29 protein-coding genes and 1 pseudogene are annotated in these 22643 nt (G+C 67.1%); 15 read left to right on the top strand and 15 right to left on the bottom strand.

What is annotated here, in order from left to right; genetic code table 11:
* The first annotated feature begins 70 nt into the window (after nt 1-70).
* Together DI276_RS11405 and DI276_RS11400 are read left to right on the top strand one after the other, a co-directional pair.
* Nucleotides 71-949, top strand: a complete 879-nt coding sequence (locus tag DI276_RS11405; protein ID WP_112263370.1) for an alpha/beta hydrolase — start codon at nt 71-73, stop codon at nt 947-949.
* Nucleotides 946-1920: a serine hydrolase domain-containing protein gene (locus DI276_RS11400; protein ID WP_112263220.1), complete on the top strand. Its 975-nt coding sequence runs from the start codon at nt 946-948 to the stop codon at nt 1918-1920. Before DI276_RS11405 ends, DI276_RS11400 begins: the two co-directional genes overlap by 4 nt.
* Here the strand turns inward: DI276_RS11400 and DI276_RS11395 are convergent.
* A complete protein-coding gene (locus DI276_RS11395; RefSeq protein WP_157984652.1) occupies nt 1885-2853 on the bottom strand; it encodes a DUF2332 family protein in 969 nt (322 codons plus the stop codon). The genes DI276_RS11400 and DI276_RS11395 overlap by 36 nt on opposite strands.
* Before the next feature lie 102 nt (nt 2854-2955).
* Between DI276_RS11395 and DI276_RS11390 the strand changes: the two genes are divergently transcribed.
* Nucleotides 2956-3714, top strand: a complete 759-nt coding sequence (locus DI276_RS11390) for an enoyl-CoA hydratase/isomerase family protein (RefSeq protein ID WP_112263218.1) — start codon at nt 2956-2958, stop codon at nt 3712-3714.
* 2 nt (nt 3715-3716) lie between these two features.
* On the top strand, nt 3717-4106 hold the full coding sequence (locus tag DI276_RS11385) for a hypothetical protein (protein ID WP_112263217.1): 390 nt from the start codon (nt 3717-3719) through the stop codon (nt 4104-4106).
* 160 nt (nt 4107-4266) lie between these two features.
* Here DI276_RS11385 and DI276_RS11380 read toward each other — a convergent pair whose 3' ends face one another.
* The 9 genes from DI276_RS11380 to DI276_RS11340 form a co-directional block, all read right to left on the bottom strand.
* Nucleotides 4267-4866, bottom strand: a complete 600-nt coding sequence (locus DI276_RS11380) for an MBL fold metallo-hydrolase (RefSeq protein WP_112263216.1) — start codon at nt 4864-4866, stop codon at nt 4267-4269.
* Nucleotides 4866-5954: an S-(hydroxymethyl)mycothiol dehydrogenase gene (locus tag DI276_RS11375; protein WP_112263215.1), complete on the bottom strand. Its 1089-nt coding sequence runs from the start codon at nt 5952-5954 to the stop codon at nt 4866-4868. Before DI276_RS11375 ends, DI276_RS11380 begins: the two co-directional genes overlap by 1 nt.
* 14 nt (nt 5955-5968) lie before the next feature.
* Nucleotides 5969-6487 (bottom strand): VOC family protein, encoded by a 519-nt coding sequence (locus tag DI276_RS11370; protein ID WP_112263214.1) that lies wholly within the window; start codon nt 6485-6487, stop codon nt 5969-5971.
* 72 nt (nt 6488-6559) lie between these two features.
* Complete coding sequence (locus tag DI276_RS11365; protein WP_157984651.1) at nt 6560-7423, bottom strand: chorismate transformation enzyme, FkbO/Hyg5 family; 864 nt, start codon at nt 7421-7423, stop codon at nt 6560-6562.
* A 106-nt stretch (nt 7424-7529) separates the two neighbouring features.
* On the bottom strand, nt 7530-7799 hold the full coding sequence (locus DI276_RS11360) for a DUF4235 domain-containing protein (protein ID WP_112263212.1): 270 nt from the start codon (nt 7797-7799) through the stop codon (nt 7530-7532).
* Complete coding sequence (locus DI276_RS11355; RefSeq protein WP_112263211.1) at nt 7796-8083, bottom strand: DUF3618 domain-containing protein; 288 nt, start codon at nt 8081-8083, stop codon at nt 7796-7798. The genes DI276_RS11360 and DI276_RS11355 overlap by 4 nt, the downstream gene beginning before the upstream one ends.
* On the bottom strand, nt 8080-8469 hold the full coding sequence (locus DI276_RS11350) for a phage holin family protein (RefSeq protein ID WP_112263210.1): 390 nt from the start codon (nt 8467-8469) through the stop codon (nt 8080-8082). Before DI276_RS11350 ends, DI276_RS11355 begins: the two co-directional genes overlap by 4 nt.
* Nucleotides 8470-8502: 33 nt before the next feature.
* Complete coding sequence (gene trxA, locus DI276_RS11345; RefSeq protein WP_112263209.1) at nt 8503-8868, bottom strand: thioredoxin; 366 nt, start codon at nt 8866-8868, stop codon at nt 8503-8505.
* 183 nt (nt 8869-9051) lie between these two features.
* Entirely contained in the window at nt 9052-9489 is a 438-nt protein-coding gene (locus DI276_RS11340) for a peptidase inhibitor family I36 protein (protein WP_112263208.1), read from the bottom strand.
* 550 nt (nt 9490-10039) lie between these two features.
* On the opposite strand from DI276_RS11340, the gene DI276_RS11335 reads away from it, so the two are divergent.
* The 4 genes from DI276_RS11335 to DI276_RS11320 are packed head-to-tail and all read left to right on the top strand — an operon-like array spanning nt 10040 to nt 14155.
* A complete protein-coding gene (locus DI276_RS11335; RefSeq protein ID WP_408610530.1) occupies nt 10040-10939 on the top strand; it encodes an ABC transporter substrate-binding protein in 900 nt (299 codons plus the stop codon).
* On the top strand, nt 10929-11744 hold the full coding sequence (locus DI276_RS11330) for an amino acid ABC transporter permease (protein WP_112263206.1): 816 nt from the start codon (nt 10929-10931) through the stop codon (nt 11742-11744). The genes DI276_RS11335 and DI276_RS11330 overlap by 11 nt, the downstream gene beginning before the upstream one ends.
* Nucleotides 11731-12489 (top strand): amino acid ABC transporter ATP-binding protein, encoded by a 759-nt coding sequence (locus tag DI276_RS11325; RefSeq protein ID WP_157984650.1) that lies wholly within the window; start codon nt 11731-11733, stop codon nt 12487-12489. The genes DI276_RS11330 and DI276_RS11325 overlap by 14 nt, the downstream gene beginning before the upstream one ends.
* 1 nt (nt 12490) lies before the next feature.
* A complete protein-coding gene (locus tag DI276_RS11320) occupies nt 12491-14155 on the top strand; it encodes an aminotransferase class V-fold PLP-dependent enzyme (protein WP_112263204.1) in 1665 nt (554 codons plus the stop codon).
* Nucleotides 14156-14162: 7 nt separating this feature from the next.
* Here DI276_RS11320 and DI276_RS49870 read toward each other — a convergent pair whose 3' ends face one another.
* Complete coding sequence (locus DI276_RS49870; RefSeq protein ID WP_157984649.1) at nt 14163-14408, bottom strand: hypothetical protein; 246 nt, start codon at nt 14406-14408, stop codon at nt 14163-14165.
* 10 nt (nt 14409-14418) lie between these two features.
* On the opposite strand from DI276_RS49870, the gene DI276_RS11315 reads away from it, so the two are divergent.
* Both DI276_RS11315 and DI276_RS11310 read left to right on the top strand, forming a co-directional pair.
* Nucleotides 14419-15297 (top strand): trypsin-like serine peptidase, encoded by an 879-nt coding sequence (locus tag DI276_RS11315; protein ID WP_157984648.1) that lies wholly within the window; start codon nt 14419-14421, stop codon nt 15295-15297.
* 9 nt (nt 15298-15306) lie between these two features.
* Complete coding sequence (locus DI276_RS11310) at nt 15307-15543, top strand: hypothetical protein (RefSeq protein WP_112263202.1); 237 nt, start codon at nt 15307-15309, stop codon at nt 15541-15543.
* Nucleotides 15544-15604: 61 nt separating this feature from the next.
* Here the strand turns inward: DI276_RS11310 and DI276_RS11305 are convergent, their stop codons facing one another.
* The 3 genes and pseudogenes from DI276_RS11305 to DI276_RS11295 all read right to left on the bottom strand — a co-directional run bounded on the left by DI276_RS11305 (nt 15605) and on the right by DI276_RS11295 (nt 16588).
* Complete coding sequence (locus tag DI276_RS11305) at nt 15605-15706, bottom strand: DUF397 domain-containing protein (protein WP_112263201.1); 102 nt, start codon at nt 15704-15706, stop codon at nt 15605-15607.
* A gap of 66 nt (nt 15707-15772) precedes the next feature.
* Nucleotides 15773-16176, bottom strand: a pseudogene (locus DI276_RS11300) (Scr1 family TA system antitoxin-like transcriptional regulator).
* Entirely contained in the window at nt 16091-16588 is a 498-nt protein-coding gene (locus DI276_RS11295; protein ID WP_112263199.1) for a helix-turn-helix domain-containing protein, read from the bottom strand. Before DI276_RS11295 ends, DI276_RS11300 begins: the two are co-directional and overlap by 86 nt.
* Nucleotides 16589-16744: 156 nt before the next feature.
* Between DI276_RS11295 and DI276_RS11290 the strand changes: the two genes are divergently transcribed.
* From DI276_RS11290 to DI276_RS11270, 5 genes are all read left to right on the top strand, one after another.
* Nucleotides 16745-19015, top strand: a complete 2271-nt coding sequence (locus tag DI276_RS11290) for a chitobiase/beta-hexosaminidase C-terminal domain-containing protein (RefSeq protein WP_232836600.1) — start codon at nt 16745-16747, stop codon at nt 19013-19015.
* Between the two features lie 66 nt (nt 19016-19081).
* Entirely contained in the window at nt 19082-19462 is a 381-nt protein-coding gene (locus DI276_RS11285; RefSeq protein ID WP_112263197.1) for a PPOX class F420-dependent oxidoreductase, read from the top strand.
* Nucleotides 19443-20600, top strand: a complete 1158-nt coding sequence (gene cbiE, locus DI276_RS11280) for a precorrin-6y C5,15-methyltransferase (decarboxylating) subunit CbiE (RefSeq protein ID WP_112263196.1) — start codon at nt 19443-19445, stop codon at nt 20598-20600. Before DI276_RS11285 ends, cbiE begins: the two co-directional genes overlap by 20 nt.
* A complete protein-coding gene (cobM, locus tag DI276_RS11275; RefSeq protein ID WP_112263195.1) occupies nt 20597-21337 on the top strand; it encodes a precorrin-4 C(11)-methyltransferase in 741 nt (246 codons plus the stop codon). Before cbiE ends, cobM begins: the two co-directional genes overlap by 4 nt.
* Nucleotides 21334-22050 (top strand): cobalt-precorrin-6A reductase, encoded by a 717-nt coding sequence (locus tag DI276_RS11270; protein ID WP_198680565.1) that lies wholly within the window; start codon nt 21334-21336, stop codon nt 22048-22050. The genes cobM and DI276_RS11270 overlap by 4 nt, the downstream gene beginning before the upstream one ends.
* On the opposite strand, the gene DI276_RS11265 is transcribed toward DI276_RS11270, so the two are convergent.
* Nucleotides 22032-22406: a hypothetical protein gene (locus tag DI276_RS11265; RefSeq protein ID WP_112263194.1), complete on the bottom strand. Its 375-nt coding sequence runs from the start codon at nt 22404-22406 to the stop codon at nt 22032-22034. The genes DI276_RS11270 and DI276_RS11265 overlap by 19 nt on opposite strands.
* Between the last annotated feature and the right edge of the window lie 237 nt (nt 22407-22643).

Raw genomic sequence — 22643 nt, 5'->3', positions numbered from 1 at the left:
GCGCGGCCGGGCCGGATTGCGCGACGCACGTCGGCTGAAGATCGGCGGGAGGATCGTGAGGATGGATCACATGGATCCCGAGTTGGAAGCTTTCGTCCCGTTCTTCCCGAAGGCCGAGCTGACCGACGTGGTGCAGGAGCGGGAGTTCCTCGCCAAGCTCGCGGTCGGCATCCCGGCGGAGACGGACGGCATGGAGGTCGAGGACCTCGTGGTGCCCGGTGACCCCGAGGTGCCCATCAGGATTTACCGGCCGTTCGAGGCGCGCGGCACGGTCATCTGGATGCACGGCGGTGGCTGGTGCATCGGCGACGTGGAGACCGAACACCCGTGGGCCTCCCGCGTGGCCGCACGGTCACAGGCGACGGTGATCTCGGTGGGCTACCGGTTGGCGCCGGAGAACCCGTTCCCGGCCGCGCTGGACGACGCGTGGACGGTGCTGCGGTGGGCGCACGAGAACGCCGCGGACCCTGATCTGCTCGCGGTCGCCGGGCACAGTGCGGGCGGCGGGCTGGCGGCGGCGTTGACGTTGAAGGCACGTGACGAGCAGGGGCCGCCGATCCGGTTCCAGCTGCTGCACCAGCCGGGCCTCGACGACCGGCTGACCACGTGGTCGGCGCGGCACTTCACCGAAACGCCCTGGTACAACCGCGCCAAGGCGACCCAGGCGTGGGCGCACTACCTGGGCGGCCGGCCCGCCACGCCGTACGCGGCACCGGCGCGCGCCGAGGATCTCTCGGACCTGCCGCCCGCCTACGTCGCGACCGCCGAGTTCTGCCCGAACCGCGACGAGGACATCGCTTACGCCGTGCGGCTCATGCAGTCGGACGTGCAGGTCGAGCTGCACCAGTGGCCCGGCACGTTCCACGGTTCGCAGGCGTTGTTGTCCGCCGAGGTGTCGCAGCGCCAGTTCGCCGAGATCGGCGACGTGCTGCGCCGGGCGCTGACGTGAAGGCGGCGCTGGAGGCGATCCACCGGGCCGGAGTTCCTGCTGTGTGGGCGGAAGTGCGCGACAACGGGCACGTGTGGCAGGGCGCTTTCGGGGATGTCACGCCGTCCGCGCGCCACCGCGTCGGCAGCGTCACCAAGACGTTCACCGCGGCGGCTGTGTTGCAACTGGTGGAGCGCGGGAAGATCGGGCTGGACCAGCCGGTCCACGGCGAGGCGACGGTCCGGATGTTGCTGAACATGACCAGCGGTCTCGCGGACTACCGGTTCCTGGCGTTCCCGTCGCTGCTGGAGGGGTCGCCGAAGAGCTTGGACGACAACCAGTTCCGGCACTTCTACCCGCGCGAGCTGATCAAGCTGGGCGTCGACGCGCCTGCTGTTCCAGCGGGCACCTACTCCAACACCGGCTATCTGCTGCTGGGGCGGCTGATCGAGTCGGTCACCGGCATGACGGCCGAGCGGTGGATCACCAGGAACGTCATCGAACGCGCGGGGCTGCGCAACACGATGTTCCCGGTGGGGTCACGGATCGAGGGGCCGCACGCGCCGATGTACGAGGCGCTGTTCGGGTTGCTCGATCCGCCGCGCGACTACAGCGTCTACGACATGTCGTGGGTCGGCGTTGCGGCGTCGCTGATCTCGACGGTGGAGGACCTCAACCTGTTCTTCGCCGCCCTGCTCGACGGCAAGATCGTGTCGCCGGAGTCGTTGCGGGAGATGCAGAAGACCGGCCCGGTGGTCGCGTTCGACGGTTCGACGGTCTCTTACGGGTTCGGGTTGCACGAGCACAACGGTTTCTGGGGGCACGACGGTTCGGTGTGGGGTGCGGGCACGTGGTCGTTCCACAGCCCGGACGGCAAGCGGCAGGTGTCGCTCGCGCTGAACCTCCAGCGGTGGAACAGTTCCGCGATCGACGAGGCGCTGGCGGAGTTTCGCGTCCTAGCTGTAGATGGTGACCGTCAGCCTCGGGTTTGAGCGGAAGTCGATCGACTCGTAGGAAACGCGCGCGAGCGGCATGGAGCCCGCCGCGGCCGTCAGCGTCGTCTCGATCTCGTTGCGTTCGTCTTCGGTCAGGTACGGCCAGAACGAGCTGTGCCAGATCACCGTGTACGTGCCGCGTTCGTCGGGCGGCACGAGGTTCTCGCGCAGCCACCGTCCGGCGGGCGAGCGGTCGACCTTCACACCGACCTTGGCGGCCAGCTCGATGGCGTCGTCGAGGTCCCACCGCAGCGCGTCGTGCTCCGGCGGGATGAACGAGTGCAGGATCATCGCGTGCTTGGGATCCGACGGGTCGCGCGGTTGCAGGTCGCAGCCGGCGCGTTCGACGATCTCCAGCTCGGGCGGCTGCGGTCCGACGGCGGCGAGGCGCACGGGCGAGTCCTTCTCGCCCCACTCCCAGCCGAGCCCGAACCAGCGGTAGCGGTCCAGGATCAGGTTGAGGCCGGCGCAGGCGCCGAGCTCCAGCAGCCTGATCCTGGGCGCGCCGATCATGGTCAGGCCCCGCAACAGGAACCCGGCCGTCTTCGGCTGGTGCTGCTGAACCGTGCGGTCGAGCGCAGCCAGGATCTCGCCCGCGTTCTCGACGATCGCCCGCCGCGCCGCGAGCCAGGCCAGCAGCGCCGTCGAGTCGGACTCGCCGGCCATCGCGGCGGCGTGCGCGCTGGCGAACCGCTGGCTCAGCTCCGGCGCCTTTCCGGACAGCATCAGCAGCCGCACGCCCGCGAGCGCCTGGATGCCGAAGAGCGGGCTGTGCACGGCCGTGTGCGAACAGAGCAGGTCGGCCACCGGCCCGCCGCGGTCGAGTTCGCTCGCGAGTTCCGAGAGGATGCGCGCGGAGACCGGCGCACTTGTGCGCAACCGCACCGCGAACGTCCGCAGTGTGGAGGCGCCGATGCCTGCCGCGGTCACGCGTCCTCCCTTCTTCGGCAAGGGACCTTACAAGGACGCGAACGCATTCTTCCCATCTGAGACCGGGCGTGGCGCCACAAGCCGATGGGTATCGTGCGGCCTGTGAGCGAGTTCCTGGAGCTGTCCGCGGCCGGTCCGGTCGCCACGTTGACGATCAACCGGCCGGCCAAGCGCAACGCGATGAGCTACGAGATGTGGTCGGCTCTGCCATCGTTGATGTCCGAGGTTTCCGCTGATCAGAGCATCCGCGTGCTCGTGGTGCGCGGCGGCGAGCACTTCTCCGCCGGTGCCGACATCGCGGAGTTCTCGACGTTGCGCCGGGGCGCCGCGGGCGCCGCGCACTACGGCGAGGCGGTGCACAACGGGGAACGCGCCATTGCTCAACTGGACAAGCCTACGATTGCCGCGATTTCCGGATTCTGTGTCGGCGGTGGGTGCGAGATCGCCCTCGCCTGCGACATTCGGGTGGCGTCTGCCGATGCGCGATTCGGGATCACGCCCGCGAAACTCGGCATCGTTTACAACTTCACCTCCACCAAGGCGCTCGTGCACGCGGTCGGGCCCGCGTGGGCGAAGCAGATCCTGTTCTCGGCCGATTTGATCGACTCGGCGACGGCGTTGCGGATCGGTCTCGTCAACGAGGTCGTGGAGTCCTTGGACGCGCGGGTGAAGGAACTGTCCGAACAGATCGCCGGTCGCGCGCAGGTGTCGGTGCGGGGTGCCAAGAAGATCATCAACTCGATCACCGACGGTGGGCACGAGGACGACTTCGTGCGGGCGCTGTACGCGGAGGCCGCGTCCAGCGCCGAGTACGAGGAGGGCGTCTCCGCGTTTCTGGAGAAGCGCCCGCCTAAGTTCTAGCCATGGGTGAACTGATGGGGGCCTTCACCGCGGCTGCCGGTCACGGCTGCCTGCTGCTGGAGGAAGACCCGCTGATGGGGCGACACGACTCGTGGAACCCCGACGAGGTGAAGTACAACGTTACGGCCGACGCCGTCGTCTTCTGCGTCATGCCGTCGGTGGACGGGATGGTCACCGTGCGGGTGTGGCGCGGCGAGCCGGAATCGAGCGACGCGACGTTGCCGTACTTCGCCGGCACGCTGCTGCTGTCCCGCGGGAAGATCGTGCTGCGCGACCCCGAGGACACCGTGACGATGACCTTCTACCTGGAGCCGGGCCCGAACCCGTTCTTCGTGCTGACGGACTCGGTCGAGTTCCCCGAGTCCGTCGACATCGTCTTTCCCGAGACCTAGTGGCGCGTCCCGGAACGTTGGCGAGGTAATCCACGCTCAGCAGGGCGCCTCGCGGCACCGCCCCCCGCGCCCCCGTACAACCAGTACGAGGACGCGGGGGCGGCACCACGATGCACCCGTCTGACCGCGAATTCCCCCGGCAACGTTCCGGGCCACACCACTAGAACACCTCAGCGGCGATCGTCGTGTCCGGGCCGTGGCCTGTGTGCACCACGGTCTCGCCGGGCAGCGTCAGCAGCTTCTCCCGGATGGACTTCTCGATCGTCGGCCGGTCCGAGAACGACCGCCCGGTCGCGCCCGGCCCGCCCTGGAACAGCGTGTCGCCCGTGAACACCGCACCGAGCGACGGCACGTAAAAGCACACCGCGCCAGGCGAATGCCCAGGCGTGTGCAGCACGTGGATCTCCTCGCCGGCCACCTCGATCACCTGGCCGTCTTCCAACGCCTGGTGCGGGATCACACCGGTGTGGGTCAACGACCACACGACGTGGTCGTCCTGGTGCAGAGCCAACGGCGCACCGGTCGCATGCGCCAGGTCCGGCGCGACGCGGACGTGGTCGTCGTGGGCGTGCGTCAGCAGAATCGCCACAACGCGCCGCCCATCAACCACTTTGAGGATCGCGTCCACGTCGTGCGGCGCGTCGATGACGACACACTCGGTGGAGTCGCCGACGACCCAGACGTTGTTGTCCACGTCGAAGGTTTCGCCGTCCAGCGAGAACGTGCCGGACGTGACGGTGTGGTCGACCCGCAGAGCCATCAGAAGACCACGACCGATCGCAGCACGTCGCCGTGGTGCATCTTCTCGAAGGCGGCTTCCACGCCGTCCAGCGGAATCTCCTCCGTGACGAACGCGTCCAGGTCGAAGCGGCCCTGCTGGTACAGGTCGACGAGCATCGGGAAGTCGCGCGACGGCAGGCAGTCGCCGTACCAGGACGACTTCAGCGAACCACCGCGGGAGAAGAAGTCGATCATCGGCATCTCGAGCTTCATGTCCGGGGTCGGAACGCCCACCAGGACAACGGTTCCGGCCAGGTCGCGGGCGTAGAAGGCCTGCTTCCAGGTTTCCGGGCGGCCCACCGCGTCGATCACCACGTCCGCACCGAAACCTTCGGTCAGGCGCTGGATTTCCACAACCACGTCGTCGACGTCGCGGACGTTGATGGTGTGCGTGGCGCCGAAACCCTTGGCCCACTCCAGCTTTCGGGGGTCGGTGTCGACGGCGATGATCTTCGCGGCACCGGCTAGGCGGGCGCCCGCGATGGCGCCGTCGCCCACGCCGCCGCAGCCGATCACGGCCACCGAGTCGCCTCTGGTCACGCCGCCGGTGTTCATGGCGGCGCCCACGCCGGCCATCACGCCGCAGCCCAGGAGCCCCACGGCGGCGGCGCGGGCCGACGGATCGACTTTCGTGCACTGTCCTGAGTGGACCAGAGTTTTCTCGACGAACGCGCCGATGCCCAAAGCGGGCGACAGCTTGGTGCCGTCCGCCAGCGTCATGGGCTGCGCGGCGTTGAACGTCGAGAAGCAGTACCAGGGCTTGCCACGACGACACGCACGGCAGGTGCCGCAGACGGCGCGCCAGTTCAGCACGACGAAGTCGCCGGGCGCGAGGTCCACCACGCCGTCGCCCACCGACTCCACGACGCCCGCGGCCTCGTGGCCCAGCAGGAACGGGAACTCGTCGTTGATGCCGCCCTCGCGGTAGTGCAGGTCGGTGTGGCAGACACCGCACGCCTGCACGCGAACCACGGCCTCACCGGGACCGGGATCGGGAACGAGCACAGTGGTCAGTTCGACCGGCTGGCCCTTTCCTCTGGCGACAACGCCTTTGACCTCTTGCGCCACGCTGCGACTCCGTTCTACTTGATCAAAGTCGTGCCCTCGAACTCGCCGAGTACCTCGCGGTAGAACTCAATCCCTACACCGTTGGGGTCGCGGATGTACAGGCTGTCCTCGACGCCCCGGTCGGGGCCCAGGTACTCGATCCCCGCTTCGTCCAGCTTGGCCTTGATCTCGTCGAACCGCTCGGGGGAGATGGACAGCGCCAGGTGCTGCACGGCGCCGATCGTCTCCATGAACGCCGGGTGGTCGTGGCCGGGGAAGTCGAAGAACCCCAGCAGGTTCTTGTGGCCGAGGTCGAAGAAGAAGTGGCTGGAGCCGCGGTAGTCGCGGTTCTCCACGAGCTCCACCAGCGGGAAACCGAGGAACTCCTGGTAGAACTTGATGGTCTCCTCGACGTCCTTGCAGATCAACGCGATGTGGTGGACGCCGCGAGTGGGCGAACCGCCGCGTTCGTCGAGCGGCCTGACGTACTTCTCGTGCAGCTCGTCCCGCTTGGCCCTGATCGCGTCGAGCTCGGCACCCTCTGGCTGTGGCATGAGGGTGAGAATAGTTGAGAATTCAAGTGTTCGCAGTGTCGAACGGGAATCGAACGACGTTGTCGAACGGCGTCAGCCCGCGACACCCTCGAATTCCACCGCGCGGTCCTCCGACAGCAGTGTGGCCAGCAGATATGCCACGCTCGTCTCGCGATCCAGCCGAGTGTCGCAGTCGAACCTGGCCAGCGAAAGATCACCCGGTTGCCGCGCGTAGGCCTTCAGCGTCGTGATGTCGTGCAGCCCGAAACCGTCCTCGATGCCCCAGTTGGCGAGGTTGACCGCGCTCATCAGCTCCTCGGCGTCGTCCAGCGACGGCGCCGTGAAGAACAGCCTGCCGTGCAGGTAGACGCCCCGCGCGCCGCTGGGTGCGATGAGCGTGATCGGCATGCCGGTGCGGCAGGCCAGGAAGTGGAACGCGATCCCGCCGCCGCGTGAGCCGACCACCGTCGCCGCGGGCAGGCCGCTCCACGTGACCGGGCGTTTCGCGAACGCTTCCGCCTGGCCCAGCAGGAACTCGCGGTAGGTCTGCGGGCTGAGGTCCTGCAGGTAGTTCCACATCCGGAAGACGTGGTGGTAGCCGAGCTTCCCGGCGAGCTCGAGTGCCGCCCGGAACGCGAGCCGGCCCGCGTAGGTGAACTCGTCGCACGGCGGAATCCGCCCGGCGCAGAACAGGTATTCGCCGTCGTGGGCGTAGGTGATCGCCTTGTGCTCGCCGGACTCGACGCCGCGCGAGCTCGTCCAGACCTCGGCGAAGCCGTGCTGCTCGTCCTCGGCCAGGTGCACCGTCAGTTCCGGATGCCCTGCCCGCAGCACCGGGTTGAACGACGTGCCGGCGAACCGCACGACGCCCAGCCTGGAGCGGGCAGGGTCGTCCGGAACGGAGTCCAGTGGCTCGAACCTCGAAGAAAGCGCACGAGCTCGCAACTGACGAGTCATCACTGGCCCTTTCGCAGGCGACCGGGCCAGATTAAGTCGCCAAACGATTGGCGTGTACCTTCGCGTCTCGTTTGGATCGTTCAGCGGGACCGGTTACGGGAGGCGATCAATCCTCTTCGTCACCGGGCCATTTGCCCGTCAGCTTCTGAAATCCCTTGGCGCCGCCGCGGTCGATCGCGGCTTTCACCAGGCCGAAGATGGCTCCCTGCAACGCCGCGGCCAGCAGGACCTCGCGCCACGTACGGTTCCGCATCGTCGCGCTCGGTGCTTCTTCATCACCCGCGACTACTTTCCACACTTGACCAAAGATCGCGGTTGCGAGGAAGCCTCCCAACGCGCCGAGCAACATTCCCAGTGGGCGGTACAGCAACTTCATCCATTCCTCCTGGAAAGTTTCCAGATCACGAGGACCAGCGTGATGAGCACTGCCGCAATGGCCGCGGGATGCCGGCGCGCCTTCTCGACCTGCAGGGCCACCGGCTCCGGCAGGGAGTCGATCGCCTCGTTGGTCGCCACGGTCATCCTGACCTTGGTGTCGCGCGCCTGTTCCTTGACCCGACCGGGCACGTCGACCTTGTGCGCCAACGCTTCCACGGTCTCACCGAGCTCACGGCGGGTGCGCTCGACGTCTTTCTGGAGCTCGTCCTTGGGATCGCTCATCGGTGCGCACGCTCCTTGATCGTCGCGATGTCCTCCTGGACGTTGTCCATCGCCTGGCGCGGCACCGGGGGAGTCGCCTGCCGGACCTGGCTGCGACCCATGAGCGCCGCGACGCCCGCGATGAGCAGAAGGGCGGCCGCGACGATCAATGCGGCCGCCCACGGCGGAAGTACGAGGCTGAGGGCGAGGATGATGCCCGCGACGATGCTGAGCCCACCCCACCACGCGAACACGCCGGCCGCGCCGAACATCCCGGCGCCGACACCGGCGTGCTTGCCCTTGTCCTTGAGCTCAGCGACCGCGAGACGAATCTCGTCGCGCGCGAGCCTGCTCACCTGCTCGGACAGCTGGTTCACCAGCTGAGCGGTCGACGTGTCGGTGTTCATGCACGTCAGGTACCCACGGCCGGGGTTTGTGAATCAGCCCTGCTGAGCTTCCTTCACCTGCGCGTGGACCTCTTCCATGTTCACGTCACGCGCCTGCTGGATGAGGCTGTCCAGCGCGTTGCCCGGCAGCGCACCCGGCTGCGAGAACAGCACGACGCCTTCCCGGACGATCATCAACGTCGGGATGCTGCGGATGCCGAACGCAGCCGCCAGCTGCTGCTGCGCCTCGGTGTCGACCTTGCCGAACACGAGGTCCTCGTGCTTCTCCGACGCGGCCTCGAACGTGGGCGCGAACGCCTTGCACGGGCCACACCAGTCGGCCCAGAAGTCGACCAGGACGATGCCGGACCCACCGACCACCTCGTCGAAGTTCTCCGTGGTCAGCTCGACCGTCGCCATTGGGGTCCTCCTCGTTGTCCCTGGGGTACTCCGTATCAACGAACCTCGCTGGTCCGGAATTCCCCGTCGCTCAGGTCGGGCAGATCCGTCCGGTGCTGCGCGTTGAGCTTGCGGTAGACGCGGGTGAGGTGCTGCGATCTCCCGGTGCCGAGAGGGGGCGGGTGGACCCGCCCCCTCTTCACGTCAATTGCAGGTGCTCGAAATCCACCGGTGGGAGCGGAGGAGAACGCCGCCCGCGGTTACGTTCCATCCCTGTCCGCCTTGCAGGACGCAGTGGAACTTGCCGATGTAATCCGCGTTGCGGTAGATCTCGACACCGGTGAAGCTGCCGCTCGTGCCGTTGTTCTTGTAGGACTGCACACGCGTCGAACCGGCCCACGAACACCGGACGTTTCCGGACAGCCAGTCCGGGTCGGCGCCCGACCAGGCGCACCTGGAGCCCGTGCCGTTCAGGCCCGTGTAGGCGCAGAAGTGCCCGGACGGACATTCCCAAGCCATGATCGACACGTCGGCGGCCGTGAGCTCGGCGGTTCTGGGCTCGGCGGCACTGGCGTTTCCAGCTGTCAGTACGAACGCGGCCAGCACGGCGAGAAAAGCGACCACAAATCGTTTCATCTGCATGACGAACTCCCCTCAACTAGGTGGATGTGACAGAAATCAGGGCGCGAGTGCCCACGCACGCAGCGCGCTCTGGCGGCAGAAATGCAGCCGGCGGCTCTGCGCGGTGATCGCGCCGTCTGACCTGGTACGGGCCAGCACGGCGGACGAGCGGCTCTGGGTCTGCGGACCCCGGTCGCCGTCGATCCCGGTGTCGTGCCGTCCAGTGGTTCGGTGTCGAAGCGCGGAAGTTCTGGTGCCAGGTTTCCAGCCGCGCGTAGAACCCCGGCTCGTACCGAAACGATGTGGCCGCGCCATTCGGCTCGTAGTAGGTGGCGCAGAACCGGCTGCGGCCGCGGCGAGAATCCCTCGGCGCGACACATCTCGTGAGCGGTCGGGCATGACAGCATTTTTCGACGGCGCCCACGTCGCCCGCCCTAGTCCTGAGACCAGTTTTCGCAAAGCGGGCAACGCTGCCGGAGCTGCGGCCGACCGCGGCAGACGGGCCAGCTGGGCAGGTGGTTTCAACTTTTTGTGGACGTGTTCAACGTGGCGTTGTACGGTGCCCGCCATGATGCCGCGCCTGCTCGTGACCGCGTTGCTCGTCGCAACGCTTGCTGCTTGCGGAGGCACGTCTGACAACACGCAGACGAGCACCCCGCCGTCGTCGGACCTGTCGAGCGTCAAGAAGGACGACAAGCTCGCCGCGCTGGTACCCGCCGAGATCGCGTCGAGCGGGAAGCTCAAGGTCGGGTCGAACATCCAGAACCCGCCGAACAACTTCTACGACCAGGACGGCAAGACGCCGATGGGGTCGGAGGTCGACCTGATCAAGGCGATCGCCGCCAAGCTCGGGCTCCAGGCCGAGCACAGCGACATGGCGTTCAGCTCGCTGATCACCAGCCTGGAGACCAAGCGCGTCGACGTGACCATGGCCGCGATGAACGACACCGCCGAGCGGCAGCAGAAGATCGACTTCGTCGACTACTTCACCTCCGGCATCACGATCATGGTGCAGAAGGGGAACCCGCAGGGCGTCAAGGGTCCGGACGACCTGTGCGGCAAGGGCGTGGCGGTGAACCTCGGCAGCTCGCAGGAGCAGTTCGCCAAGGAGCAGAGCCAGAAGTGCCAGGACCAGGGCAAGCCCGAGGTCCAGCTGAGCGTCACCGACAGCGACACCGGCAACCAGAACCAGCTGCGCACGGGCCGGGTCGCGGCGATCCTCAACGACCTGCCGACCGCCGTGTATGTCGCGAAGACCGCTGGTGACGGCAGCTACTTCGAGGTCGTCCAGCTCCCGCCGATCAACGGTGGTCCGTACGGCATCGGCGTCAACAAGCAGAACGCCAAGCTGGCCGAGGCGATCAAGGGCGCGCTGCAGGCGCTGATCGACGACGGCACCTACACCAAGATCCTCACCACCTGGGACATCAAGCAGGGCGCGATCACGAAGGCCGCCATCAATGGCAAGTGATCTTCGCGAGAACCTGGAGGTCGTGCCGCTGCGCCATCCTGGGCGGTGGATCAGCGGCGCGGTCATCCTCCTGATCATCGTCGGCCTCGGCTGGGCGATGGCCGAGGCGGAGATCCAGTGGGAGGACGTGCCGGGGTTCTTCACGCACCCCGTGATGCTCGAAGGCCTGCTCAACACCATCGTGCTCGCCGTGGCGGCCCAGGGCGGCGCGATCGTCCTGGGCGTCGTGATCGCGTTGATGCGGCTGTCAGCCAACCCGGTCGCGCGGTGGTTCGCCGTCGGCTACATCTGGCTGTTCCGCGGGCTGCCGGTGCTGCTGCAGATCCTGATCTGGTTCAACCTCGCGCTGGTGTTCAAGAACATCAGCATCCCGATGCTCTTCACCGTGCCGACGAACGTGGTCATGACGGCGTTCGTGGCGGCGCTGCTCGGGCTGGGGCTCAACGAGAGCGCCTACATGGCCGAGATCGTCCGCGCCGGCCTGAGCAGCGTGGACTCCGGCCAGACCGAGGCGGCCAAGTCGATCGGCATGACGCCGATGACGACGCTGCGCAGAGTCGTGCTGCCGCAGGCGATGCGCGTGATCATCCCGCCGACCGGCAACAACTTCATCAACATGATCAAGGGCACCTCGATGGCGTCGGTGATCGCCTTCCTGGAGCTCATCCACGCCGCGAACAACATCTCCTCGCGCAACCTGGAGATCATGGAAACCCTGTTCGCCGCCGCGGCCTGGTACCTCGTGATGGTGTCCCTCGCGTCGATCGGGCAGCACTACCTGGAGCGTGCTTATGGCCCTCGTTGAGGCGGTTGGGGTCCGCAAGTCGTTCGGCCACACCGAAGTGCTGCGCGGAATCGACCTGGAGGTCGACCGCGGCGAGGTCGTCTGCCTGCTCGGCCCGTCCGGCGCGGGGAAGTCGACCTTCCTGCGCTGTGTGAACCACCTGGAGACCATCGACGCCGGCCGGATCTGGGTCGACGGCGTCCCGGTCGGGTTCCGATCTCACGGTGGGAAGCTCTACGAGCTGCGCGAACGCGAGGCGGCCCACCAGCGGCGCGACGTCGGCATGGTGTTCCAGCGATTCAACCTGTTCCCGCACCGCACGGCGCTGGAGAACGTCATGGAGGGCCCGGTCCAGGTGCTGCGCCGCGACCGGGCCGAGGTCCGGGCCGAGGCGGTGACCTTGCTGGAACGGGTCGGGCTCGCGGAGAAGGCGGGCTCGTACCCGGCGCAGCTGTCCGGTGGCCAGCAGCAACGTGTTGCGATCGCGCGGGCTCTGGCGATGAAGCCCAAGCTGATGCTGTTCGACGAGCCCACGTCCGCGTTGGACCCGGAGCTGGTCGGCGAGGTGCTCGACGTGATGACCTCGCTGGCCCGCGACGGCATGACGATGATCGTGGTCACTCACGAGATCGGTTTCGCCCGCTCGGTCGCCGACCGCGTGGTGTTCCTCGTCGACGGCGCCGTGGTGGAGAGCGGCACACCGGCCGACGTGCTGGACAATCCACAGCAGCCGCGCACGCAACAGTTCCTCGCAAAGGTGCTCTAAGTTGATCGACACCTCGTACCTCGCCCAGTTCCGCGAACCGGAGGGGTACCTCGACTTCGCCCGCTTCGGCCCGCCCTCGCTGGCTGTGGTCACGGCCACCTCGCGCCTGATGGAACAGGCCTCGCTAGCCGGTCCATCCACAGTGGACACGCTGATGCGCGAGGAACAACGGGTGAAGGCAGCCGTCGCCCGGTTGTGCCGCACGGACACCGACCACGTGGCGCTCGTCCCGAACACCTCGATCGGCCTGTTCCAGGCGGCTTTCGGGCTGTCCGGGACGGTCATGTACTCGGCGGCGGAGTTCCCGGCCAACACCTATCCGTGGGTGCGCGCGGGACTCCCGTCGGTGGTTCTCGACGGACCGGTGGCCCCGGCCGCCGTCGCAACCCGTCTGACTGCTGAGGTTTCCGCGCTGTCGGTGTCCGCTGTGGACTTCCGCACCGGCTACCGAGCTGATCTCTCTGCTTTGCGGGAGGTCCTCGGCGACCGGCTGCTCATCGTCGACGGCATCCAGGGCTTCGGCGTGGCCGACGAGCCGTGGGAACTCGCCGACGTGCTCGTGGTCGGCGGGCAGAAGTGGTTGCGGGCCGGGTGGAGCACCGGTTTCGTCGTGCTCTCGGACCGCGCTTTGGAGCGGCTTTCGCCTGTTCTTTCGGGTTGGACGGGTGCTTTGGATGCCGGCCTGTTCGACAACGCGGTGCACCAGCCTGCTCCCGATGCCGCGTCCTGGAACATCACGAACCTCTCGCCGGTCGTGTCCGGTGCCTTCGCGGAGGCACTGGAACTGGTGGAGCTCGCGGGCGTTTCGGCTTTGGACTCGGCCGTTTCGGACGTCGTCGCCGAGCTGGAGGAGATCGTGCTGTCGTGCGGCGGCAAGATCGTGTCGGCACGGGAGCGCCGGGCGGGGATCCTGGCGTTCACGATGCCCGAGGCGGCTTCCGTGGTCGGGGAGGCGTTGAACGCCTTCGGGGTCACCGCGACGGTGCGGCCGGAGCACGTCCGGTTGTCGCCGCACGCCACGACTTCGCGCGGCACGTTGGAACGGGTACGAGCCGCGTTGAAGTCGCTGTCCGGGACAGCTGCGTCACCGGTGCCGGCGGCCTTGTCGGCGCTGGTGCCGACGGTGGACAGCCTGGCCTCGGCTCTGGGACCGGACACCGAGGTCGTGGTGCACGACCTGTCGCGGCTGCCGAACTCGATCATCGCGATCGCCGGGTCGTTGACCGGGCGGCAGGTGGGCGGGCCGATGACCGACCTGTTGCTGGGGCTGGTGCGGCGCGGCACCACCACGGACATGCCGGGCTACGAGACGTATGCGCCTGATGGGCGGGCCATCTGGTCGTCGACGACGTTCGTGCGTGATGCTGCTGGTGTCGCCGTGGGGTGCTTGTGTGTCAATAAGTTGGCTGCGCACGAGGCTTCTGGGCCTGTTGAGCACTTTCCACAGGACGTGGACACGCTGCAGCGGGTGTTGGTCGAGAAGGCCATCGCCGACGTCGGGGTGCCGGTCGAGCTGATGAAGAAGGTGCACAAGTCGCAGGTCGTGCGAGTCCTGGACGAGGCAGGGTTCTTCCTCATCCGTGACTCGGTGGACCATCTGGCGGGTGTCCTGGAGGTCACCCGCTACACGATCTACAACTACCTCAACGAAAACCGAGCGAGCTGAAACGCGTCTATGCGACGCGGAATATCTTCCTTGCGCCAGTAGGCGGTTGTTGGGCCAAAATCAGCTGGCTACTGTGCTGTGCAGGCTGGCGAGTTTCGCCAGAGGGGAAAATCAGTTCCTTAGGGGGAACGATGATATTTGCCCGAAGATCGATGCTTGGCGTTTTTTCTGGTCTGACGCTCGTCGCGTCAATTTTGGTCGCCGTTCCGGCGAATGCCGAATCTGCGGCGAAAACGGACTCGATCGTCGGCACGTCCGCAGTCGTGTGGGACGAGAGCGCTCGCGCCGAGCGCAAGGTTTCACCCGCCGAAGCCCAGCGGATCGTCAACGAGTACTGGACGCCGGAACGGCTCGCGGCGGCCAAGCCCGCCGTCGCAACCGCCGGCCCGACGAAGACGAACGCGACGACGTCGGCTCCGACGGGGAAGGCCGCGACCGCCTCCGCCCCGGCAGCGCCGACGGTGACGGGCGGCCCGTCGGCCCAGGACGCCTGGTTCTCCTACACCAACGGCAAGATCTACTTCGTCGACCCGCGGAACAACGGCGGCTACCAGTGCTCCGGCAGTGCCGTGAACAGCGCCTCCAAGAGCCTTGTCGTCACCGCGGGCCACTGCGCGGTCGTGGGCGGCGGCAACGGACAGGTCATGCGGAACTGGGTCTTCATCCCGGGCTACCAGCGCGGCTCCGAGCCGCGTGGACGGTTCGCCGCCTACTGGTTCCACTACTCCACGGGGTGGTCGGTCCGCAACGACTGGCAGCGCGACTTCGCGTGGGTGGTGACGTACGCCAACAGTTCAGGCCAGAAAGTGGTCAACGCGGCGGGCGGCCACGGCTTCCGGTACAACGGCAGTTACAGCCGTTACGTGCACATCGCCGGCTATCCGGGAAACCGTGACGGCGGTGAGGTGCAGTGGTACTGCTGGGGAACGACCGACCGGTGGCCGAGCGCGAACGCCTATCGACTCGGCTGCAATTTCGGCGGCGGTGCCAGTGGTGGGCCGTGGCTCGAGAACTACCAGCCCAACGGCCTCGGTTACGTGATCAGTGCGACCCAGGGACTTCTGGACGGGAACAATTCCGGGCCGTATTATGACAGTCACGTGAACGACGTCTTCAATAACGCGAAAAACCAAACGCCGTAAGGAGGCTCCATGAGCACCCGCACGCGCATGGTTGTGGTGGTGGCGGTCATCGCGGCGACTGTCGTGCTGAGCGCCTCCGTGATCGCCGGGTTGCGCGGAACGGGTGATCCGGCCGCTCCCGCCGGTCCCGCCGGTCCAGAGGTGGCAGGTGGACCGGCGGAGCACACCGACCCGGACTACTGGACCGAGGAACGCATGCGCGACGCGAAGCCGGCCCCCATGCCGGAACCGCCCGCGGGTGGCTGAGAGCACCGATGAACGAGCGAGGCCCATCCCTGCCGCGGGGTGGGCCTCTGTGCTGTCGTGATCAGACCTGCGGGGAGCGCGAGCCGATCCAGCCGACCAGCGCGCTCCAGGCAGGGGTGGAGAACGCGAGGACGTCGCCGCTCGCGTTCTTCGAGTCCCGCACGGTTGATGACGCTGAAGTCGCGGTGGCTGAGGGGCGCTGCCGTGGGCGCTTACCTCAAGTTCGGGTTCATCCAGCTCCGACGAGCTGGCGGAGGTACTGCTTCAGCTTGCTGCGCGTTCGCTCTCCATCGAGGGCGACCTCGTCCAGCTGCTTGAAGTGCTGCCTCGCTTTGGCGATCGCGCCGAGATCCTGGACGAACACGCGCGCGAACTCCGACTCGCTGTAGGCGACCGGGTCGGCCTTCTCGAACTCCCAGAGCATGAAGCCGGCCGACAGCACGGCAACCTCCGCGGGAACGAGCCGGATCATGTGCGCCTTGGACAGCAGGCGCGTGTACTGGGCCTGCATCACCCGTCATCGCCCATGGGCTGCGGCAGCGCTAGCTCATGGATGTAGAACAAGCAATCCGGCCGATCGTGTCGCTGCAGGATCGCCTGGCGGTCTGTCCGGCACTGCACGAGTTCGGGTATCCGCTCTTCCGCGACGGTCCCGTTCGCGTGGTACACCCTCTCGGCGTACTCGGATGTCCTGGAAGAGACCTGGCACAATCAGCGTCTCGTAGCTGATGATCGTCCTGGCCGTGGACTCGGCTAGCCCGACCGTCCGCAGGTTGCCGGACAGCTGCACGAAGTACTCGTCGAAGGCGTACTGGTAGCGGCGCTTGAAGTCGTTGACGTAGTCGATGTCCTTGCCGCACATGGACAAGAACTGGATGAGGTCGATCTCGCTGGCGCGCGCCTTGCCGTGCTCGATGGTGGAGATCTTGCTGGGATCCCAGCCGAGCTTCTTTGCCAGCTCGTTGCTCTTGAGGCCCGTGCACGTCTCTCGGAGGCGCCGTAGCTCGTCACCCGGGTCCCTGCTGTACGCGGTGGAGGGAGTCATAAGCCGACGCTATGGCTTGAATCCAATCCAACAAGCCGCTCGTTCGGGTGAAAACGGTGGCGTTCCCGGTTCTTCTTTCCCACCGCTTGCATCTTTCGCTTAGCGACATCTCGTGTTTACCGTTCAAGTGTGAGAGCGCTCTCAAAGGTGAGATGGCTGGCCGGCCTGGCCGCCGCAGCGATTGCCCTGTCGTCACTTGCGTCGTCCACCGCTTCCGCGGCCGAGGACTACACGCAGAACGTGACGGCGCTGGACTCCACTCAGGCGAGGATCGACTTCACGCCGACGACCCCTGCCCTGTACGTCGACGTGCACTACCTGGTCCCCAACACTCCGCAGCAGAACTTCCGGATGACGAACAACGCCGGGACCTGGCAGAAGACGGTCGGGTCGTTGTCGTCGGGGACGCAGATCGAGTACTGGTTCACCTACGAGAAGAGCGGGCCGCAGTACGACACCCCGCACTTCACCTACACGCACGGCAGCGCGCCGGCGCAGGTCGCGGCGCCGACATTCAGCCCGCCTGGCGGTGCGTACACGTCCGCGCAGACCGTGACGATCACGACGGCCACCTCCGGCGCGGCGATCCGGTACACAGTGGACGGTTCGACACCCACGGCAAGCTCACCGCTCTACACCGGGCCGATCTCGGTGCCGACGAGCCGCACGGTCAACGCGATCGGCATCAAGGCGGGGCTCACGAACTCCGCAACAGCGAGCGCGACCTACACGATCGGCACGCAGCAAGGGTGTGCCCAGTCCGACACGCCGAACTTCGGGCCGAACACGCGGATCTTCGACCCCAGCATGTCGGCCGCGAGCATCCAGACGCAGCTCGACGCGGACTTCAACATGCAGAAGGACACGCTCACGGCGCAGATGGCGCCGCGCCGGGTCGCGCACCTGTTCAAGCCGGGCACGTACAACGTTCACGACGACGTTGGTTTTTACACGTCCGTCGCAGGCCTGGGGCGCAACCCCGGCGATGTCGTGATCAACGGTGACATCACGGTCGACGCGTTCAACGAGTCGGACAAGGGTGTGGCGCTGCAGAACTTCTGGCGCTCGGCCGAGAACATGGCCGTCAACCCGAGCAACGGCACCAACCGGTGGGCCGTGGCGCAGGCGGCGCCGTTCCGCCGCATGGACATTCGTGGCAACTTGGCGCTGTACCCGGCGAGCTACGGGTTTGCGAGTGGTGGCTACACGGCTGATTCGCGGGTGTCGGGGCAGACGGCGTCGGTCTCGCAGCAGCAGTGGTACACGCGCGATTCCAACTACGGCAGCTGGAACGGCGGCGTGTGGAACATGGTGTTCTCCGGAACGCCCGGTGCGCCGCCGAACACGTTCCCGTCGCCGCCGGAGACGACGCTCGCGACCACGCCGATCTCGCGGGACGTGCCCTACCTGTACCTCGAGGGAAGCCAGTACCGGGTGTTCCTGCCTTCCTTGCGCACCAACGCTTCCGGAGCGTCGTGGATCAACGGTGGTACGCCCGGTAGCTCGTTGCCGATGAGCCAGTTCTACGTCGTGAAGGCCGGGGACACCGCGGCCACGATCAACGCGGCGCTGGCGCAGGGGTGCAACCTGTTCTTCACGCCCGGCATCTACAACGTCAACCAGACGATCAACATCACGCGGCCGAACACCGTCGTGCTGGGCATCGGCTACGCGACGATCGTGCCGCAGAACGGCGTCACGGCCATGCAGGTCGCGGACGTCGACGGCGTGCGGATCAAGGGCATCCTGTTCGACGCGGGCACGACCCTGTCGAACTCGCTGCTGACGGTCGGCCCGTCCGGCTCGTCGGCCTCGCACGCGGCCAACCCGACCACGCTGCAGGACGTGTTCTTCCGCGTCGGCGGGGCGGTCGCGGGCAAGGCGACGAACAGCCTGGTCGTCAACAGCCACAACACGATCATCGATCACAGCTGGATCTGGCGCGCCGACCACGGCAACGCCGGCACCTGGGGCTGGAACGAGGCGATCGGTGACACGGGCCTCGTCGTCAACGGCAACAACGTGCTGGCCACCGGGTTGTTCGTCGAGCACTACCAGAAGTACCAGGTGATCTGGAACGGCCAGGGCGGGCGGACGATCTTCTTCCAGAACGAGATGCCGTACGACGTGCCGAACCAGGCCTCGTGGATGGCCCCCAACGGGGTTGCCGGGTACGCGGCCTACAAGGTCGGCGACAACGTCACCACGCACGAGGCGTGGGGGCTGGGCAGCTACTGCTTCTTCAACGTCAACCCGTCGGTGCGGGCCGAGCACGCGTTCGAGGTGCCCAACCGGCCTGGGGTGAGGATGCACAACCTGCTGACCGTGTCGCTCAACTACCAGGGCACGATCACCCACGTGATCAACGACGTGGGTGCGGTCACACCGCCGGGCACGGTGCCGGTGAACGTCGTCAGTTACCCGTAGTTCCGTAGTGCGGAACACACGGCCCGCTGCCGAGGCGGCGGGCCGTGTTCGTGCATGATTCGTGCCATGTCGATCGAGCGGGGCGCCGAGTTCGCCGAGTTCTGGGCCGAACGGCACCTGTGCACGTTGTCCACCGTGCGTCCGGACGGCACTCCGCACGTGGTGCCGGTCGGGGTCACGCTCGACCTGGACGCCGGCGTGGCGCGGATCATCACGGACGGCGGTTCGTGGAAGGTTCGCCACGTGCGCAAGGCCGGTTACGCAGCGGTGTGTCAGGTGGACGGTCGGCGGTGGTCCACGGTGGAGGGTCCCGCGGTCGTGCGGGAGGACCCGGCGTCGGTGGACGAGGCTGTTCGGCGGTATGCGCTGCGGTACAAGCAGCCTCGGGTGAACCCCACGCGTGTGGTGATCGAGATTCAGGTGCAGCGTGTCACCGGAACAGTCTGACGTCCCCGGCGACGTCACAGTTGTCGGCATCGGGGCCGACGGGTGGGACGGGTTGTCGCCGGCCGCGCAGAACGCGGTTCGCGGCGCGCGGGTGTTGATGGGCAGTCGACGGCAGCTGGAATTGGTGCCTGGGGACTTCGAGCGGGTGGCGTGGCCGTCACCGCTGGTCCCGGCGTTGCCCGAGCTGTTCGAGAAGTACCGCGACGTGTGCGTGCTGGCGTCCGGCGATCCCATGTTCCACGGAATCGGGACGACGCTGGTGCGCCTGCTGGGGTCGCGCGTCACCGTGATCCCGCACCCCTCGTCGGTGTCGCTGGCCTGCGCGCGGCTCGGGTGGGCGTTGAACGAGGTCGAGGTCGTGTCGCTGGTGGGACGGTCGCCCGACCTGCTGCGGCCTGCGCTGACGCCGGGGCGGCGAATATTGGTACTCGGTGGTGATCCGCAGACCGTTGCGGAAATCGCTGGGCCTATTACAGTGCTGGAGCAGTTGGGTGGGCCTGCCGAGCGGGTCTACCAGTGGTCCGGGGAAAGTGCGGATCCGCTGTGCGTCATCGCTGCCGAGTACGCCGGGAGCGCCTATTCGCGGGTGCCCGGGCTGCCGGACGACGCGTACGAGACTGACGGCCAGTTGACCAAACGTGAGGTGCGGGCTATTTCGCTGTCGACGTTGGCGCCGCTGCCAGGGCAGCTCCTGTGGGACGTGGGCGCCGGGTCGGGTTCCATCGCGATCGAATGGGCGCGGACGCACCCGACGTGCCGGGCGATCGCGGTGGAGCAGGATGCCGTGCGCGCTGAGCGAATCCTGCGCAACGCTGCGTCATTGGGGGTGCCTGGGGTCGAGGTCCACATCGGACAGGCTCCGGTCGCGTTGGAGGGGCTGGAGAAGCCCGACGCGATCTTCATCGGTGGCGGGCTGACCGTTCCCGGCGTCGTGCAGACCTGCTGGGACGCGCTCGGTGCCGGCGGGCGGCTGGTGGTCAACGCCGTGACGCTCGAGTCCGAGGCCGTGGTGGCGCAGTGGTACGCGCGGCTCGGCGGTGACCTGGTGCGGATCGCGGTGAACCGCGGGTCGTCGGTGGGCAAGTTCACCGGGTGGCGGCCGCACATGCCCGTCACGACGTGGAGCGTGACCAAGTGACCGTGCACTTCATCGGCGCTGGTCCCGGGGCTGCCGACCTGATCACCGTGCGCGGGCGTTCGTTGATCGAGTCGTCTCCGGTCTGCCTCTACGCCGGCGCTTTGGTGCCGGTCGAACTGCTGGACTTCTGCCCTCCTGGGGCGCGTCTCGTCGACACGGCTTCCCTGACGTTGGACGAGATCGTTGCCGAGCTGGCCGCGGCCACTGAGGCCGGGTTGGACGTGGCGCGGCTGCACTCCGGCGATCCGGCGGTGTTCAGCGCGATGGCCGAGCAGATGCGCCGGCTGGATGCGCTGGGGATCGCCTACGACGTGACGCCCGGCGTGCCGGCGTTCGCGGCGGCGGCGGCTTCGTTGCAGCGGGAACTGACTGTGCCCGGTGTGGGACAGACGGTGATCCTGACCCGGACTTCGCAGCGCGCCACGCCGATGCCCGAGGGTGAGGACCTGGACACGTTGGGTCGCAGCCGGGCGACTGTCGTGTTGCACCTGGCCGTGCAGCGGATCGCTGACGTGGTCGCCGAGCTGGTGCCGAACTACGGGCTGGACTGTCCCGTCGCGGTGGTGGCTTACGCGTCTCGGGCGGACGAAGTGGTGCTGCGCGGGACGTTGGACGACATCGCCGCGCAGGTCGAGGCGGCGGGGATCAAGCGGACCGCGGTGATCATCGTGGGGCGGACGTTGGGGGCGACGCAGTTCCCGGACAGCCACCTGTACTCGGCCACGCGCGTTCGATGATCCTGATCCTGGGAGGGACCGGCGAAGCGCGCGAACTGGCTGCTCGTGTTCCAGCCATCTCGTCGCTGGCCGGCCGGGTGAGTGAACCTCGCTTGCCGGTCGGCGAGGTTCGCGTCGGCGGGTTCGGCGGAGTGGACGGGCTGGTTTCGTGGTTGCGGGACAACGACATTCACGCCGTGGTCGACGCTACCCACCCGTTCGCGCGGCAGATCACGGCGAACGCTTTCGAAGCCTGTGCTCGGGCCGGGGTGCCGTTTCTGATCCTGCGGCGTCCGGGGTTCACGGCCCGGGACGGCTGGCAGTGGGAGGACAGCGTTGCTTCGGCGGCGCATCACCTGCCTGGCTCGCGGGTGTTCCTGACCACCGGGCGGCAGGATCTCGCGGAGTTCGCTCCGTGTCCGCAGTGGTTTCTGGCGCGGATGGTCGAGCCGCCGGAACCCCCGATGCCGCAACGGATCGAGGTGCTGCTGTCGCGCGGGCCGTTCACTGTGGACGGTGAGTTGGAGCTGATGCGGTCGCGGGAGATCGACGTGCTGGTGACCAAGGACAGCGGTGGGTCGATGACGTCCGCGAAGCTCGAAGCCGCTGAGCAGTTGGGGATTCCGGTCGTGATCGTGCGCCGGCCACCGCTGCCACCTGCTGAAGTGGTGGAGACGGTGGACGGCGCACTGCGCTGGTTGGGCGTATCAGCCGATCAGCACCACGAGCCGTAGATGTCGATGTGGGTGTAGTTGTTGATCTTGTACCAGCCGGAGTTCGCGCGGAGGTACCCGTAGTCGGTGTAGAGGCCGCAGGACCCGACGTAGAAGCCGTCCACGTCGACGCCGTACCCGCCCTTCGTCTCACCTGGGTAGATCCAGGCGGACGCGCCCTCCTTGTTCGCCCAGTCGAGGGTGTACTTCACCCGGATACCGGACGTGTTGGTGAGCTTGCCGCAGGTGTACCACTCGTCCGGCGCACACCCGTCGAGCGCGCCGATGCCCCCCTTGGGTTCGTCCGCCTCCGGCGCCGCCTGGGCCGTCGTCGGTGCGATGAGCGTGAGCGCTCCGACTGCGACTCCCAGCGTCAAGGCTCGAAGGGTTCTTTTCACCTTGTTCACTATTTCCTCCCCTTTTTGTGTCACATCGTGACTGCAACGTGTTAATTCGGTTTGTGCCAAACTATTCAGCTCCTGGGTGTGCTCCTTTCGTTCGGCTGAACGTGGAATCCCCCTTTCTTTTGTGTCATCACAGCAGGCTGCTTGGTTGTCCGGTAGGGGTGCGTTGCGTTAAACAACCCAGGTAAAAGCCGAGGTCGAGTCGCTCCA

Origin of the sequence: Lentzea terrae, assembly GCF_003265345.1 — a bacterium.
Lineage (GTDB): Bacteria > Actinomycetota > Actinomycetes > Mycobacteriales > Pseudonocardiaceae > Lentzea > Lentzea terrae.
The sequence above is the reverse complement of the archived record's forward strand: the minus strand, read 5'-3'. Positions and strand labels throughout refer to the sequence as shown.